Raw genomic sequence first — 16,037 nt, forward strand, 5'->3', positions numbered from 1 at the left:
TGCTTTCGAGACGTCAAAATAGATTCTCATTACCCTCAGTTTTGGTAAATGCCTGCCGTTAACGGCCTCATGGTCGCCTCACGACGGCGTTGCAACACGCGCATTTTGCGAGGCCATCATCGTGGGGCAAACACGCTAGGCGGCCGCGCAGTGCCGCGTGTCTTTCGAGACCTTACGTGGCAACCAATCAGGCACCGACGCTCGACTCTTTGCAATCGCTGCTGGCGACCGTCCAGCGCAACGAGCGCTCGCTAAAACGTTTTCAGGACATCGAACTGGCGCTCATGGGCGCGCCGGACTTCGGTCAATTCCTGGAGGTGGTGCTCAATCGTCTGCGCCACGACTTCGACCTGTCGGGTGTCCGCCTGATGCTGGCCGAGGTCGACGATACCCTTCGCGATCTGATCGACACGGCCGAGGGCATCCGCGCGCTCGACGGCGGTTTGTGCATCGCGCAGGACACCGGGACGTTTGCCGCCGTCTGCGGCAACGGTCAGCTCTGGATCGGCGCACCGCGTGAGCGTCACGCGGCGCTGTTCGGTGCGCGTGCACCGGCGAGTGCAGTCGTCATGCCGCTCGCGCGTAACGGACGTTACATCGGTGTGATCGCACTGGGCAGTCGCGACGCACGCCGCTTCGCCCCCGACATGGCTACCGATTTTCTCGAACGGTTCGGTGCAGTCGTTGCCGTGTGTCTCGAGAACATGTGGAACCGCGAGCGCCTCAAGCGTATCGGTCTGACGGACCCGCTCACGGGCTTGTCGAACCGTCGCTACTTCGATCAGCGTCTGCGAGAGGAAGTGATTCGGGGCGCGCGCTATGGCGCACCGCTCGCGTGCCTGCTCATCGACATCGACCATTTCAAGCGGGTCAACGACAGTCACGGACATGCGACCGGCGATCGCGCATTGCGTGCCGCAAGTGTCTGCATGCGTGCGCAATTGCGGGTGACGGATACCCTCGCGCGATACGGCGGGGAAGAGTTCGCCGCACTCCTGGTGCAGACCGAGCAGAACTGGGCGGGGACGGTGGCCGAGCGGGTGCGTCGTGCGGTAGCGCGGCTGGAGGTGCCCGACGACGACGGGATTCTCGTGCCGCTTACGATCTCGATTGGATTGGCCAGCGTCGATCCGCGTGACATCGCCGATCCGGAATCGCTGCCCATGCGCCTGCTGGGCGCTGCCGACGCCGCGCTCTACGCCGCGAAGCGCTCGGGACGCGACCGCGTGGTCGTCGCCCCGACGGCGAGCTTGCGCTAGCCGACCCGATCCTGCATCGATTCGAGCCGGGCCGTGTCAGTCCGGGCTGTTATCGCACGCTGAACCAACCAATCAGCAACGACACCGTCACCACCGACAGCACCGTCGATATCAGAATGGCGCGTGAGGCGACGGCCGCCTCACGTCCGTACAACTGCGCCAGCATGAACGGCCCGGTGCCGATGGGCAGTGCCGAGAGCAGCAGCGCACTGTGTGCCCAGATCGTCGGCAGATCGAACACGCGAAACGCCAGAAACGCGGTAATGGCCGGTTGGAAAATCAGCTTGAGGCCGACGAGGCGTCCCACGGCGCGCGCGATCCGCGGCTCTTTCACCGCGCCCGAGCTTTGGGCGAGGAACATGCCGATGGCCACCAGTGCGCACGGGCTGGCCGCACCGCCGAGCAACGTCGTGAAGTGAAGCACAGGGGCGGGCAGTGTGATGCCGAACGCCGCGAACGCCATACCCGCGAACGGCGAGACGACCAGCGGATTGCGAATGAGCGCACGGGCAACGAAGCCCGCCGTGCGACGCCAGTTCGGTGTGGCTTGCAGATCCGTTTCGATGATCCCGATGGAAATCGCGAAGAGCACCGTCGCCGTGAGCAGCATGGCGACGACGACGGCTGGGACGCTCGCCGGGCCGAACGCAACGAGGCACAGCGGCAGCCCCATGAAACCCGCGTTCGGGTACGCCGCGCCCATGCCCTCGATGCTCGCGTCGGTCAGGCGTCCGCGCACCGTCCGGTCGAGCAGGAAGGACAGCGCGAAGGTCGCAGCCATCCCGCCGCCGAACGCGCCCAGAAATCCGGGATTGACGAGTTCAGCCCACGTGATCTGTGCCATCGACTGAAACAGGACGGCGGGCAACGCAAGGTAGACGACGAAGCGATTGAGCGCATCGAGCGCGGCATCGCCGAGCCAAGCCCGGCGGGCGCACAGATACCCCAGAAAGATCAGCCCGAACACGGGCAGGGCGGCAGAGATAACGGCTTGCATGGGTTGCTTCGTCAGTTCGTCAGTTTGATTGCGCGAGACGGATCAGCCATTCGCGACGCGCATTGCCGCCGTCGGCTTCCGTGTGTTCGCGGGCGGCGGTTTCGGCACCATTGGCGTCACCCGCCGCAATGCGCGCAACGATTTCCCCGTGCTCATGCCAGACGACTTCCTGCATCGGCATCGCGCCCAGCGTGGCGGCCATCGCGCGCATGATGTGCGGCCACTGTGGGGCCACCGTCTGTGCGATCAGCGGGTTGCCTGACGCGTCGTGCAAGGCCGTGTGGAAGGCGACTTCGATGCGGACCTGTCGTGCCACCGGCGTCCCTTTCGTCATCGCCATGCCCGCGGTGACGGCATCTTCCAGGCGACGCAGGGCATCGTCCGGTAATGTGCCTTCGGCGCGGCGCATGGCGGCCAGTCGCGCGGCGAGACTATCGAGTGCCGTGCGCACCTGATAGAGCTGGCGCAGGTGGTCCGCATCGATCGGGGCTACTTCGAGCCCCTGACGTCCGCTATCGCACACCAGTCCGTCGCGCTTGAGTAACTGCAATGCGTGGCTCACGGGTTGGCGCGATACGCCCAGCGAGTCGGCCAGTTCGGCCTGCCGGATGCGCTCGCCGGGCGGGAGTGTGAGGTCGGCGATGGCGTCGCGCAGCCTCGAGTACACCTGATCGATGAGCACCGGCGTGCTGGCGAGCGGAGAATGCGGGGCAATGGGTGACGGCATCGCGTCGGTCGTCGGGCCGTCGATGGTATCCGTGGGGCGCGAGGCAGAAGCGGAAGCGGGGTGTGGCATGGCATTCCGGCGACAGCCGGTATCCGTGATATCTGGAATTCCGAATTCTACGCTTCAAGGCGGATGTCGACACGGTTTATTTCCGTGGACGTCCGTTTGGGGGAATCGTTGGGGGAGAGAGGCTACTCGCTCGGATCAAGCTCCGGCGGTGAGACGGATGTGGCGCGCGCGGGCGTCTGAAGCAGCGTCTGCATGGTGATGCGGGTGCGTTGGAGACGCCGGGCCAGTGCCCAGGCTTCGGCCTCGGTCTCGAACAGGCCCACGATCAGATGCGGTTCGGCAGCGAAGCCATCTGAAAACAGGCCGATGTTCTTGGCGATCATCTCACTCGCCCGCTCGACCGAGACAGTGTACTGACGCGGTGAACGGTACTGATTGACGACAACGGCAAAGGCGCGGGAGAACGCGTCGGACATTCGGAAACCTCCTCTGTCTGCGTGGCGCGATGCCCCGGCGTCATACGTCGGAGGCATGCACATGGCGTTGCACTTCCGGTGATTGTAGGCGATGGGGCGGCGCGTGTCGGGGCAAAACGATGACGGTGGAAACACTGAGGAAACAGACCGTCGATTCCCTCGGACATTCCCATAAAAAAAGCCGCCGAGCGGGTCGGCGGCGCAACAGAGAGGGTGACAGCGCAACCGAAGTTGCCGTAATTCAGATTAGATCGTGGCGATGACAGTGCCATGACCGTCGCACACGCGTGCTCGGCCGAGGGCGCGCGCAACGCGCGTCCTTCACCCTACCTCGTTCGATAGCGACTGAAGCGTGTGCCGACTACACGAGCACAGGCAACGCCTCCACCACAAGGAACGCGACGAGCGCCCCAGCCACCGCACCGACGGCACGCAGACCGTAGCGGGTCGAGCGCGTGGCCACGGGGATGCCGCCAACGAGTAGCGCACCGGCCACTGCCATCGGCAGGAACAAGGTCAGGTCGTAGAGATTGAAGTGGATTGCGGGCATCTTTCTTATCTCCTCTCCTATGTGCCTTTCCACTATAGGACGGTCTTTGATGATGCCCAAATTTGGTGCAACGCAGCATGTTGCTGCGCTTGTTCAGTCTTCCTGACGAACGGCGTGCATCTTGCGACGTGCGTTCCACATCGCCATGTCCTTGCGAGTGCGGATGCGTTCGCCGACGTTGATGCCCGCAGGCTGCGAGCGCGATGAGGAGGCGGCAACCTCGTTGGCTTCGCTGCGCGCCTGTACCATCATGACGAGCGTAAACAACGAGGCGGCAAGCGCCAGCAGGATCAGTTTCATATAGCCCCCGGTCAATCTCTGGTGAATCTGGTCTGTCTTTTGTTTGTCGTAGTACGTCGGTGCCGCAACTGCCTGATGGGGCGGGGGCCTCGGGACGTCTCGCATCGACGGCATCATAGTCGGTCAATGTGACAACTTTCCCGGACTTCCCAAACTCAGGGCGTGCAGCGGCGCAGCACGCTTTGAAACGTATAGCGACACGCGCAGCGAAAAGTTTAGAAATCGTGACATTTTTTTGTCGACACGGGCCGATGGCACGACAGCGATGCGCCTTCGGCCCGTGCCGACCCCGTCATACGCAGGGAAGGTAGCGCTCACGGCTGCCGGGAAATGCCGTCGTTCTGGCGAGCGCGTACCGCATTCTCCGGCAATGCCATCGCCGCGAGCGACGCCAGTGCCGCCCCCGCCTGCGCCAGCTCATGCATGACGTCGGGCGAGGTGCCGAGCGAGACCGCGAGGCCCGTGAGGCCCGCCCACGTCGACGGTTCCAGCAGCCGGGACAAGAGGAAGCGCATGGTCAGTCTCCCGTCGACGAATCGTCCAGCGACGTCTTCCCGTTGAAGTAGAACGGCGTCATGTCGATATGTGAGGCCGTTGCCCTCTGCCCAAGCCCCTCACGTGCCGCATTCGCCAGCACGCCGTTGTCCTGATCGATGGTCCAGGTGAACAGGCCGCCCAGCCCGTTACGCTTGACGTAGTCGCCCTTGGCCCGCACGGTGCGTGGCGTGTCGAGCGACATGAACATACCCGTCGACGGCTGGTACAGGAAATCGGCATCGGCCACCGTATCGGTGTACAGAACGAAGCCGTTGCGCGCCGCACCGTGCTCCAGATCGAGGTAATTGCGCAGCACGTCGTAGTACTCCGTTGTCCCCGATTCGAACGTGCCGGTGGTGATGTCGTCGCCCGGGGAGTAGGTGCCGGAAAGGGCTGCGACCTGCGCGATCTGCGCCTGAAGCGCATTACGCGAGTACGCCGCATAACCGATGTGCACCTTGGCAAGCGGGACGCCTGCCTGACGCAGCCAGTTGACGGCGCGATCGATCGAGAAGCCGTCGGGCGCGGCCGGGTCCGTGTCGTGAAGATTCGTGTGATGGGCGAGCGTGGGCGCCCACGGCGTGCCGAAGAAGTCATACGTCATCAGATTCAGGCGTGACACGCCCGCAGCGATCAGACCCGGCAGGTTGGCCTTCTGCATGTCGGCCACGTTGGCCGACGCCGCAATCGAGATTTCGACATCCTTGCGACCGGCAGCCACGAGTGCCTGTTTCAGATCGCTCACGAGTGCCGCGTAATTCGGTCCGTCCGAGTCGTCGTAGACGTTGCCGTCGTCACCCGGCGAGCCGGGATACTCCCAGTCGATGTTGATCTCGGTAAACATCGGGAAGCGGCGCAGCAGATCGACGACGCTTGCGCAGAACGTCTTGCGTCGCGCGCTGCTGCCCGCCAGCCCGTGAAAGGCTTGGCTCATCGTCCAGCCGCCGATGGCGATGGCGAGCTTCAACGCCGGGTTCTTTGCATGCAGCAGGCGCAAACCGCCGAGTACGCCCTGTGCCCGCGACTGTTGGAACATCGGCATCACGTCGTTGCTCACCCAGCCGGGAAAGCCGCAATTGCGATACGAGAGCACGTCCCCCCAACTGTCGACGAAGGTAGCCTGATCCGGCTTGCGTACGAAGTCGGTGGCCGCGCGGGCGATGGTCTGCGCCTTCTCGCCCTGATCGCCCACGATGCCCGCGAAACCGATGATCAGCCGGTCGTAGGCAAACGGATCGAGCAGCATCAGATCGACGCCGCGTCCGGCTGCGTCGTTGCTGAAGTCGCCGTCGAGGCGTCCATCGTATTGCGACCAGTCCGTGTAATAACCGGAGACTTCGAGCGCGTTTTTCGCGTAACGGTTGTAGACGCGCTTGGCGACACGTGCCGACGTGTACGACAGTTGCGTCGTGCTCGTCGCTGGATCGAACCCGTTCTGGGCGTAGGTGGTCTCCGTCGCGCCGTCGAGCGGGTCTGTGGGGTAGATGAGTTCGCTAGTGGCGTCGGTGGCGTCGGTAGGGGATGCGGCGGAAGCGGAAGACGAATTGCGCGGTGCAGTCATGATGTGGCTCCTGAGAGTGAATGGACAGGTGCCGTTGCCGGGCGATGAAACATGAGGCTCGCGGCGACATCGGCGTGACCAGCGTCGCGTTCGCTCAGCGGCTTCGCCAGCGCAAATGACGTGTCAGCGTGCGCAGGGCGCGCGGCAAAGTCGTCGGCAGCCAGTCCCGAAGGCGGTCGGGCCTGCCTGTCGACGTGCGGGGTGCGGAGGGTGTGGATGATGTCGCTGACCTCGATGACGTATCCGATGCCTCGGGCATGGGCGTTGTGTCAGCCTCGATGCAAGGCTCGAAGCGATAGCCGATGCGCGGCACCGTGACGATATGGCGATGCAAGCCGAGCGGAATCAGCTTGCGGCGAAGGCGCGAGACCACCTGCATCAGATTGGTGTCGTCCTGATCGGGACGCGTCGGCCACAGCATCGCGATCAACGTACGTTTGTCATGCGCGACGTTGGTGGGCGAGCGCAATGCACACAGCAGCCGGTACTCGATCTGCGGAATTCGGACGGTCACGCCGTGTCGCCGCACTTCGCCGTGCCCATCGCATGCGACTCCGTGCGAGAGCGGTGATGCGCACGATGCGGATGTCGTTGCATCGACGACGGTCACACCGTCATGGCTGCTGTCTACGGACACCGGCGAGGTGTCGCGCGCTGCGACATCCGGGGACTTCGTATCCGAAACGGTCTTGGTCATGGACGACGGGACGTCGAAGCGATAGCCGACGCGCGCCACCGTCACGATGGCCCGTTGCAGGCCGAGCGGGGCGAGCGAGCGACGCAGACGGGAGACAAGTTGCACGAGCGCGGCGTCTTCCATCCATTGCGCGCGCTTGCCCCACAGGGCCGACATCAGCGCATGCTTGTCGAGCGCGGTGCCTGCGCGGGCGGCGAGCAGGACCAACAAACGCTTTTCCTGCTCCGACAGGCGCGCGGCGATGCCGTCGCGTTGTACGAGATTGGTGACGTCGTCCAGGTCGAACGGTGACATCGGCATGGGGTGCTCCTGGTATCGAATACGGGAGGCCCACCGTAGCGACGCGGGTTCACCTGTCGCAAGACAACAAGCGACGACAAGCGCGACATAGCCACCGCCGTCAGGTACGTTGATCGACGAGATGCGCTCGTCGAGTGCCTAGCCAATGTCACGCGTCACATCGCGAGGTAAGATAGCTGCCATATTTCCTGGATTTGGCCATGCTCGAACTCATTTCCGAACACCGCTGCTTTGGTGGCGTGCAGCGCTTCTATCGCCACACTTCGTCCGTGATCGGTCTGCCGATGCGCTTTTCGGTGTTTGTGCCGCCGCAGGCGCGTGACGGACGCGCCGTGCCCGCGCTGTTCTATCTCGCGGGCCTCACGTGTACGGAAGAAACGTTCATGATCAAGGGCGGCGCGCAGTGGCTGGCCGCAGAACACGGGGTGGCGCTCATCACTCCTGACACCAGCCCGCGAGGCGCGGGCGTGCCCGGCGAGACCGATAACTGGGATTTCGGCGTCGGCGCAGGCTTCTATCTTGACGCTACGCAAGACCCGTGGTCGAAGCACTACCGGATGTACAGCTACATCGTCGACGAACTGTACGGCCTCGTCACACAGTCGCTACCCATTGACGCCGAACGTATCGGCATCTTCGGTCACTCGATGGGCGGTCATGGGGCGCTGACGCTGGCGCTTCGCAACCCCGACAAATTCCGCTCGGTGTCGGCGTTCGCACCGATCGCCGCGCCGATGCATTGCCCGTGGGGTGAAAAGGCGTTCACCGGCTATCTGGGGACGGACCGCGAGACGTGGTGTCAGTACGATGCCAGCGAATTGATCGCGAAGGCGGGGACTGTGGTGTTCCCGGGCGGCATTCTGATCGATCAGGGCCTGAACGACCAGTTCCTCGAAGCGCAGTTGCATCCGGACATCTTCGAGCGCGCTTGCCAGAAGGCGGGGCAGCCGCTGAATCTGCGCCGTCACAACGGCTACGATCACGGCTACTACTTCATCCAGACGTTCATGGCAGATCATCTGTCACATCACGCTGAGCATCTGCGCGCGTACTGATCCGCCTTTCTCCCTTCTTCGTTCCGCGACGTCACACCGCCCGCGCTTCGTAATGGCGCGGCGGTGTGACGATCTCGTCCTGCGCGCGCACGATTTCGAGTTCGTAGCGTCCCGCGAGGTGCGTGACGGACAGCACCGCATCGACGGCCGCGAGCGTATGTTCGAACGCCGCGCGCACCGTATCGCCCTTGAGCAAGCGCGCCAGAAATACGCCTGACGTCAGATCGCCGACCCCGACCGGGTGACGTGAGAAAGGGTAGAGCGGACGCGAACCGTGCCAGGCTTCGTCGCGCGTCACCACCAGCATGTCGAAGCGATCCGCAGGTTTCCCGGCGTACTCCAGATGCTTGACGAGCACCATCTTCGGTCCGCGCGCGAGCAGGGCACGGCAGGCGGCGACGGCGTCGTCGAACGAATCGATGAGATGTTGCGAGAGCTTTTCGAGTTCGAGATGGTTGGGCGTCATGATGTCCGCGATTTCGGGCATGTGCTCGACCAGATACTGTTCGATGCCCGGCTTGACCTGACAGCCTTTCTCCGGATGACCCATCACCGGGTCGCAGAGATAAATTGCGGCCGGATTGGCCTGCTTGACGCGTTGCACCGCCGCGCGCACGAAGCCCGCCTGTTCCGGCGCACCGAGGTAGCCCGAGAGCACGGCGTCGCAGTTGCCCAGTTCGCCGATGTCGGCGATGCCCTCGACGAGTCGCAGGATCTCGTCGCTCGGCAACGCCTGTCCCGTCCATTTGCCGTATTGCGTGTGATTCGAGAACTGCACGGTGTTGATCGGCCAGACGTTCACGCCGAGACGTCGCATCGGAAACTCGGCGGCGCTGTTGCCTGCGTGGCCGAACACGACGTGGGACTGGATGCTGAGGACGTTTTTCATGTGGATGAGAGGGCGGCAAGGGCGTGGCGCGAGGCCATCGCCCTTGCCGTTAGTCGATTACTTCTTCGACGTCATGACCGCTTCGGCCACATTCTTCGGGGCTTCGGCGTAGTGCTTGAACTCCATGGTGTACGTGGCGCGTCCTTGCGTGAGCGAACGCAGCGACGTCGAGTAGCCGAACATCTCGGAGAGCGGCACCTCCGCGCGTACGATCTTGCCGCCGCCCACGATGTCGTCCATGCCCTGCATGATGCCGCGACGCCCGGAGAGGTCGCCCATCACGTTGCCCATGAAGTCCTCGGGGGTCTCGACTTCCACCGCCATCATCGGTTCGAGCAGCACCGGCTCGGCGCGGCGCATGGCCTCCTTGAAGGCCATCGAACCGGCCATACGGAACGCGTTTTCGTTCGAGTCGACGTCGTGGTACGAACCGAACGTCAGTGTGACCTTCACGTTCACGACCGGATAGCCCGCGACGACACCGTTGTTGAGCGTCTCGCGAATGCCCTTGTCGACCGCCGGGATGTACTCGCGGGGCACCACGCCACCCTTGATGGCATCGACGAATTCGTACGGCTTTTCCTTGTCCGGTTCGAGCGTGATGACCACATCGCCGTACTGGCCGCGTCCACCCGACTGCTTGACGAACTTGCCCTGAACGTCCTCGACTTTCTTGCGGACGGTTTCGCGATACGCGACCTGCGGCTTACCGACGGTCGCCTCCACACCGAACTCGCGTCGCATGCGGTCGACCAGAATTTCCAGGTGCAGCTCGCCCATGCCGGAGATGATCGTCTGGCCCGATTCTTCATCGGTCTTCACGCGGAACGACGGATCTTCCTGCGCCAGACGGTTGAGCGCGAGGCCCATCTTTTCCTGGTCGGCCTTGGTCTTCGGCTCGACCGCCTGCGAGATCACCGGCTCCGGAAACTCCATCTTTTCCAGAATGATGACGTGGTCCGGATCGCACAGCGTATCGCCGGTCGTCGCTTCCTTCAGGCCCACGGCGGCGGCGATGTCGCCTGCGCGCACTTCCTTGAGTTCCTGGCGCGTGTTCGCATGCATCTGCAAGATGCGGCCCAGACGTTCCTTCTTGCCCTTGAGCGGGTTAAGCACGGAGCCGCCCGACTCGATCACGCCGGAATACACGCGGAAGAAGATCAACTGACCGACGAACGGGTCCGTCATGATCTTGAAGGCGAGTGCCGAGAACGGCTCGTCGTCCGACGGATGACGCTCGATCTCCTTGTCGTCCTCGTCGTGACCGGCGATGGCGGGCACGTCGACCGGCGAGGGCAGGTACTCGATCACGGCGTCGAGCATGGCCTGCACGCCTTTGTTCTTGAAGGCCGTGCCGCACAGCATGGGCACGATCTCACCGGCGACCGTGCGCTTGCGCAGTCCGGCCTTGATCTCGTCCTCAGTCAGCGTTTCGCCGCCCAGATACTTTTCGAGCAACGTCTCATCGGCTTCGGCGGCAGCCTCGATCATCTTCTCGTGCCACTCTTGCGCGAGGTCCTTGAGGTTGTCGGGAATATCGATGTAGTCGAACTTCACACCCTTCGATTCTTCGTCCCAGACGATGCCTTTCATCTTCACGAGATCGACGACGCCCTGGAAATGATCTTCGGCGCCGATGGGGATCTGAAGCGGCACGGCATTGCCACGCAGACGTTCGTGAATCTGCTTGTGCACGCGGAAGAAGTCGGCGCCCACGCGGTCCATCTTGTTGACGAACGCGATGCGCGGCACCTTGTACTTGTTGGCCTGACGCCAGACCGTTTCCGACTGCGGCTGCACGCCGCCGACCGAGTCGTAGACCATACAGGCACCATCGAGCACACGCATCGAGCGCTCGACTTCAATGGTGAAGTCGACGTGTCCCGGCGTGTCGATGATGTTGATGCGGTGTTCGGGGAAGTTGCCAGCCATGCCGCGCCAGAAGCAGGTCGTCGCGGCGGACGTGATCGTGATGCCGCGCTCTTGTTCCTGCTCCATCCAGTCCATCGTGGCAGCGCCTTCGTGGACTTCGCCCAGCTTGTGATTGACGCCCGTGTAGAACAGGATCCGCTCGGTCGTCGTTGTCTTGCCAGCGTCGATGTGAGCGCTGATGCCGATATTTCGGTAGCGCTCGATGGGGGTCTTTCGGGCCACAGTACACCTCTTTTCAGACGGTGAGGAAAAAGCACAGGAGCAGCCATCATACTCCAATGTCCCGATACCTCGCTGAGCGTCACATCGTCCGCAAGTCCAGCGCAGACGGGGCTTTGCGGCGAGGGCGCGGCCTTGCGTCGCACAGTGCCTGAGCGCAAAAAAAGCAAAGCCCCGGCGGGGAGGCCGGGGCTTTGGCGGTGATGGTCAGGTTGACGTCTAAGCGACCGCTAATGCGGCAACGTGTGCCGCAAAGCGCACAACATCAAGCGACCTGGCGTTCACGCGAAAATGCCAGCACGGCACCGCGCGGGCCATTGGACGCGATACCGGCATCGTCGTCGTAACCTGCGTTTGCCGTGTCGCCACCGGGCAGACGGAAGACCGCCACCGCTTCACGCAGATTGCGCGCTTGATCTTCGAGCGAGCCAGCGGCCGCCGTCGCTTCTTCGACCAGTGCGGCATTTTGCTGCGTGACCTGATCCATCTGCATCACGGCTGTGTTGACCTGCTCGATACCGCCCGACTGTTCGCTCGATGCGGCCGAGATTTCGCCCATGATGTCCGTCACGCGCTGCACCGCCTGCACGATGTCCGTCATCGTGCGGCCTGCATCGCGCACTTGCGACGATCCGTCCTCGACCTTGCCCACAGAAGTCTCGATGAGCGACTTGATCTCCTTGGCCGCCGCGGCGCTGCGTTGGGCGAGCGTGCGCACTTCACCGGCGACGACGGCAAAACCGCGTCCCTGTTCGCCGGCGCGCGCCGCTTCGACGGCCGCATTCAGCGCGAGGATGTTGGTCTGGAATGCGATGCCGTCGATCACGCCGATGATGTCGTTGATCTTCGTGGAGCTGGCGGCGATTTCCTGCATCGAGCTAACGGCGCGTTCGACCACGCGGCCGCCTTCGCCCGCAATCTCAGAGGCGTTCGCTGCGAGTTGGCTCGCCTGACGCGCATTGTCGGCGTTCTGTTTGACGGTGGCCGTCAACTGCTCCATGGACGACGCCGTTTCTTCGAGCGACGCGGCTTGCTCCTCCGTGCGCGACGAAAGGTCGGTGTTGCCCGCGAGCAGTTCGCCCGAGGCCGAGGCGATGGCGGCGGTGCCGCTGCGCACACGTCGCACGATCTGATCGAGGCTTTCGTTCATGTGTTTGAGGGCTGCCATCAGTTGGCCGGTTTCGTCGCGGCTGGTGACTTCGATGCGGCTCGTCAGATCGCCTTGCGCGACGCGCTCGGCCACTTCGACGGCGCGTGCGATCGGACGCGTGATACTGCGCGTGACCGAGTACGCTGCGCCGATGCCGACGACGGCAGCGATAGCACCAATCGCGAGCAGCAGCCATTTGGCGAAGGCGATGTCGGCGGCCGTGGCGGCCCCCGTGTCGTCCACGATCTTTTGCTGGAGCGTGACGAGATCGGCGGCTTCGGCCTGCATGGCGTCGAGCGCGGGCAGCGCTTCGCGTTCCACGAGACCGATGGCGTCTGCGCGCTGGTCGGTGTTCAGGTCTGCGATGACCTTGTTGCGCGACGCCTGGAAGGCCTCGTTGTGCTTGCGAAGACTCGCAATCAATTCCTTGCCGCGTCCCGACGTCACATATTTGTCGAGCACTTCCTGCGCCGCTGCAATGCGGCCGAGATTGACGTCGATACGTTCGTTGAAGGCTTTACGTTGCGCAGGGTCCTGCGCGGTCGCGACTTCGAGCATGCGACGGCCATTGCCGCGCACCATGGCGTCGATACTGTGCGCTGCGTCGGCTTTCGCCCACGCGCGGGTGAGCAACTCTTCGTTAGAACGTTCGATGGCGACGAAGCGCACCAACGCAATGACCAGCATGGTGAGTAGCAGCAACAGCAGGGTGCCGAAGCCAATGGCCAGTCGGGTTCGGATCTTGAGGTCGGCGATTCGCATAGGGAGAGACTCCTTGTAGTGATTTGATGCCAGGACAACACGGGTGACGTGTAACTGTCGGCGTTTTCGAGGAGTGGTCGCCGGTCGGCTGCGTATAAGCATCGGTGCCCGGATCAGGCGCGACGCGACGCAGCTCACGCGCCGGGAGCGACACGTGTGACATGTCCGGCGACGCGTGACGGGGGGATTCGATGAAGCCAGTCCGTCTGATTTCGTATACGACCGGAAATATGCGAACTGAAGGCTACTTTTAGCGCGAAGGGGTAAACGACGAGTTGAGCAATAAATCGGGACGCGCGGCGCGCGACGCACGCGATGACGTCGCACGCAACGATTCAGGTGGCTCGACGCGATGTGGCCGCCGAATTCGTGCGCTTCGGCGCACCTGCGTGCGAGTTAGAGCGATCAGACAAAACGTACGGCATAGATCGGCGGCAAGTGCGCCGATAGCGATTGCCATTGCTCGCCCGCGTTGTCGCTGATCCATAGCGCACCGGTGGTCGACCCCATCGCGAGCGTGCGGCCGGTGGCGTCGATGTCGAGTCCGTGCCGGTAGATGAGATCGTAGGAGGGGGTCTCGGGCAACCCGTGCGAGAGCGCGGTGAACGACTCGCCGCCATCGCGTGTGCGTGTGACGACGAGACGCGCATCGACGGGAATGCGGCACGCATCGCGCTGCGCGGGGGCGAACCACGCGACGTCGGGGTCATGCGGATCGACCGCCACCGCGAAGCCGAAACTCGACGGTGCGGCCTGAATGCGTCGCCACGTCGCGCCGTAGTCGAGTGTGCGGAAGATGCCATTGTGATGCTGGGCCCATAGCGCGTTGGGGGCGTCGCGACACTGCACGAGACGGTGAACGTCCTGCGCGTTCGGATCGAGTCGTCGCTCGGGCGGCATGTAGTCGGCTTCCATCCCAGACGCGGCGAGCGCCCATGACTGGCCATCGTCGCGCGTGCGCCAGACACCGCCGGTCGACACGGCGACCATCACCTGTCGACTGTCGTGCGGATCGATGCAGATCGAATGGATACCCGCGTGATCGTAGCCGCCGCCCATCCATTCGGCACGCTCCGGCCGATCCCACAAGCTCTCGATCAGTTGCCAGCTTTGCCCGTGATCGCCGGAGCGAAACAAGCCGCCGGGAATGGTGCCCGCCCACAGCACGCCGGGCGCGTCGGGGCCTGCCGCTTCGAGTGACCAGAGAAGCTCCACCGAGGGCGCTTGTGCCGTTGATGCGGCAGGCTCGGATGGCGGGGCTTGCATATCGGACGCTTGCGCGAACGCGGGCGGTGCAAGTTCCGTCCATGTGCTTGCGTCACGCGCGCGACACCATAGCTTTACGCCGAAGTGACCGAGGTTGAGCGCGGCGTAGTCGGTGCCGTCGCGGGCGTCGTGTAACACCATGCTGACCGGCTCGCCGGGAAAGTCCGGTGTGCTCGACGTCAATCGCCATTCGACGCCTTCACGCTGCCATGTGAACAATCCCTTGCGAGTGGCGACCAGAAGGGTCGCGCCAATGACGTGTTCCATGTTGTCTCTCCTCATCCGCCCGAAAGCGCCTGCGCGACGTAGACGCTGCTCGTGCCGGTCAGTGCATCGCCCAGGGTGCGACGATCGCGAATCAGCCGACCGTCTACAAAGACGGCGACATGCGGGCGCAGACGTCCCTGATCGTTGAACAGATAACCGCGTAGGGCAGGGGCTTGCGCCACACATTGCGCCAGCGCTTCGTGCACGCTCGCGCCGTCGACGTGTTGCTCGTCGACGGATACATGACGCTGTATTGCGGGCGCAAAGGTGACGGTCGCCATGTCGGGTTTGTGGATGTTTTGTGAGTTGTGGCTCGCTTGTGCGTTGTCTTGCTGCCGCTGAATGTTCGAGGTGCGAGGCCGTCAATCGTCGGCAGTGAGACTTTCAGTGTAGACAATGAGGATCATCTGCGGCGGGAGCCTCCCGGATTCGTGCGCGAGTGTTGCGTGTGCGCCGCGCTATGTATGCCGGGAAATAACGCATGTTGCGGACGAGCGCGACATGCGGGGCGCGATTTGGTGTCCTTTGCATGACGGCCGACGAGTTTCGAAGCGCGTGAAGCGTGATCGTAGGGTGCGGCCTCGCATATCGGACACTCCCCAACCCCATTCACCCCGTTATGTTTCACCATTATCGGAGTGCCCGCGAGCGCGGTGCCGTCACCGAAACCAGGAGGAAACAATGGCGAGAGCGAAAGGAAAGGACATCGGGATAGGACGTTGGTCGGATAACGCGGCCAGGCGTCAATGGCGTTTGCACAAGGAAGGAGAGCCGTCGGCCAAGGAAGATCCGACGGTACGGCGCCCACCCGAGCTGGCGAAGTGCGAGGGGCATTTCGTCTGGAGCGTGCGACAGGCGGCCTTCATCGGTCGCGACGACGGGGCGCGTGATACGCGTGAACCGCGCGATTCGCGGGGCTTGCTCAAAGGCGGCGTGCGTCACTATGCACCCTGTACGGCGCACGCGAAGCGCTACGCCAGCGTGGCGCAGGCGAGGGCGGCGGGAGATACGTTGGTGGGTGACGTGCTGATCATGTACGGCTACGCCGCCAACGGCCCGCTATACATCGTAGGGCGATGACGGT

At 63.5% G+C, this 16,037-nt stretch carries 16 protein-coding genes; 3 read left to right on the forward strand and 13 right to left on the reverse strand.

Annotation, left to right across the window (positions count from 1 at the left end; translation table 11 throughout):
* Nucleotides 1–176 precede the first annotated feature (176 nt).
* Nucleotides 177–1,259 carry a DUF484 family protein gene (locus ACIQWO_RS02700; RefSeq protein ID WP_402818839.1) on the forward strand — a complete coding sequence of 361 codons (1,083 nt, stop codon included), beginning with the start codon at nt 177–179 and terminating at the stop codon, nt 1,257–1,259.
* Nucleotides 1,260–1,308: 49 nt separating this feature from the next.
* On the opposite strand, the gene ACIQWO_RS02705 is transcribed toward ACIQWO_RS02700, so the two are convergent.
* The 8 genes from ACIQWO_RS02705 to ACIQWO_RS02740 all read right to left on the reverse strand — a co-directional run bounded on the left by ACIQWO_RS02705 (nt 1,309) and on the right by ACIQWO_RS02740 (nt 7,413).
* Complete coding sequence (locus ACIQWO_RS02705; RefSeq protein WP_402818842.1) at nt 1,309–2,256, reverse strand: AEC family transporter; 948 nt, start codon at nt 2,254–2,256, stop codon at nt 1,309–1,311.
* Between the two features lie 19 nt (nt 2,257–2,275).
* Nucleotides 2,276–3,052: a GntR family transcriptional regulator gene (locus tag ACIQWO_RS02710; RefSeq protein ID WP_402818845.1), complete on the reverse strand. Its 777-nt coding sequence runs from the start codon at nt 3,050–3,052 to the stop codon at nt 2,276–2,278.
* A gap of 122 nt (nt 3,053–3,174) precedes the next feature.
* Nucleotides 3,175–3,468 (reverse strand): hypothetical protein, encoded by a 294-nt coding sequence (locus tag ACIQWO_RS02715; RefSeq protein ID WP_039398995.1) that lies wholly within the window; start codon nt 3,466–3,468, stop codon nt 3,175–3,177.
* Nucleotides 3,469–3,829: 361 nt separating this feature from the next.
* The gene (locus ACIQWO_RS02720; RefSeq protein WP_150576908.1) at nt 3,830–4,018 is read right to left on the reverse strand and encodes a hypothetical protein; all 189 of its coding nucleotides are present in this window, start codon (nt 4,016–4,018) and stop codon (nt 3,830–3,832) included.
* Between the two features lie 93 nt (nt 4,019–4,111).
* Entirely contained in the window at nt 4,112–4,318 is a 207-nt protein-coding gene (locus ACIQWO_RS02725; protein WP_039398991.1) for a hypothetical protein, read from the reverse strand.
* A gap of 314 nt (nt 4,319–4,632) precedes the next feature.
* Nucleotides 4,633–4,833: a hypothetical protein gene (locus ACIQWO_RS02730; RefSeq protein ID WP_402818850.1), complete on the reverse strand. Its 201-nt coding sequence runs from the start codon at nt 4,831–4,833 to the stop codon at nt 4,633–4,635.
* 2 nt (nt 4,834–4,835) lie between these two features.
* The gene (locus tag ACIQWO_RS02735; protein WP_402818852.1) at nt 4,836–6,416 is read right to left on the reverse strand and encodes a glycoside hydrolase family 18 protein; all 1,581 of its coding nucleotides are present in this window, start codon (nt 6,414–6,416) and stop codon (nt 4,836–4,838) included.
* Between the two features lie 94 nt (nt 6,417–6,510).
* Nucleotides 6,511–7,413 carry a winged helix-turn-helix domain-containing protein gene (locus ACIQWO_RS02740; RefSeq protein ID WP_402818854.1) on the reverse strand — a complete coding sequence of 301 codons (903 nt, stop codon included), beginning with the start codon at nt 7,411–7,413 and terminating at the stop codon, nt 6,511–6,513.
* 200 nt (nt 7,414–7,613) lie between these two features.
* Between ACIQWO_RS02740 and fghA the strand changes: the two genes are divergently transcribed.
* Nucleotides 7,614–8,468 carry an S-formylglutathione hydrolase gene (fghA, locus tag ACIQWO_RS02745; protein ID WP_402818857.1) on the forward strand — a complete coding sequence of 285 codons (855 nt, stop codon included), beginning with the start codon at nt 7,614–7,616 and terminating at the stop codon, nt 8,466–8,468.
* Between the two features lie 31 nt (nt 8,469–8,499).
* Here the strand turns inward: fghA and pdxY are convergent, their stop codons facing one another.
* From pdxY to ACIQWO_RS02770, 5 genes are all read right to left on the reverse strand, one after another.
* A complete protein-coding gene (gene pdxY / locus ACIQWO_RS02750) occupies nt 8,500–9,357 on the reverse strand; it encodes a pyridoxal kinase PdxY (RefSeq protein WP_402818860.1) in 858 nt (285 codons plus the stop codon).
* A gap of 57 nt (nt 9,358–9,414) precedes the next feature.
* Nucleotides 9,415–11,511 carry an elongation factor G gene (gene fusA, locus ACIQWO_RS02755; protein WP_402818863.1) on the reverse strand — a complete coding sequence of 699 codons (2,097 nt, stop codon included), beginning with the start codon at nt 11,509–11,511 and terminating at the stop codon, nt 9,415–9,417.
* Nucleotides 11,512–11,773: 262 nt separating this feature from the next.
* Nucleotides 11,774–13,420, reverse strand: coding sequence for a methyl-accepting chemotaxis protein (locus ACIQWO_RS02760; protein WP_402818866.1), 1,647 nt, complete (start codon nt 13,418–13,420; stop codon nt 11,774–11,776).
* 405 nt (nt 13,421–13,825) lie between these two features.
* The gene (locus ACIQWO_RS02765; RefSeq protein WP_402818869.1) at nt 13,826–14,953 is read right to left on the reverse strand and encodes an exo-alpha-sialidase; all 1,128 of its coding nucleotides are present in this window, start codon (nt 14,951–14,953) and stop codon (nt 13,826–13,828) included.
* Nucleotides 14,954–14,964: 11 nt separating this feature from the next.
* Entirely contained in the window at nt 14,965–15,234 is a 270-nt protein-coding gene (locus ACIQWO_RS02770) for a MoaD/ThiS family protein (RefSeq protein ID WP_402818872.1), read from the reverse strand.
* A gap of 400 nt (nt 15,235–15,634) precedes the next feature.
* Here ACIQWO_RS02770 and ACIQWO_RS02775 point away from each other — a divergent pair, with 400 nt between their 5' ends.
* Nucleotides 15,635–16,033, forward strand: a complete 399-nt coding sequence (locus ACIQWO_RS02775) for a hypothetical protein (RefSeq protein WP_402818874.1) — start codon at nt 15,635–15,637, stop codon at nt 16,031–16,033.
* The last annotated feature ends 4 nt before the right edge of the window (nt 16,034–16,037 follow it).

The sequence above is a fragment of the Pandoraea sp. NPDC090278 genome, assembly GCF_044772185.1.
Taxonomy (GTDB): Bacteria; Pseudomonadota; Gammaproteobacteria; order Burkholderiales; family Burkholderiaceae; genus Pandoraea.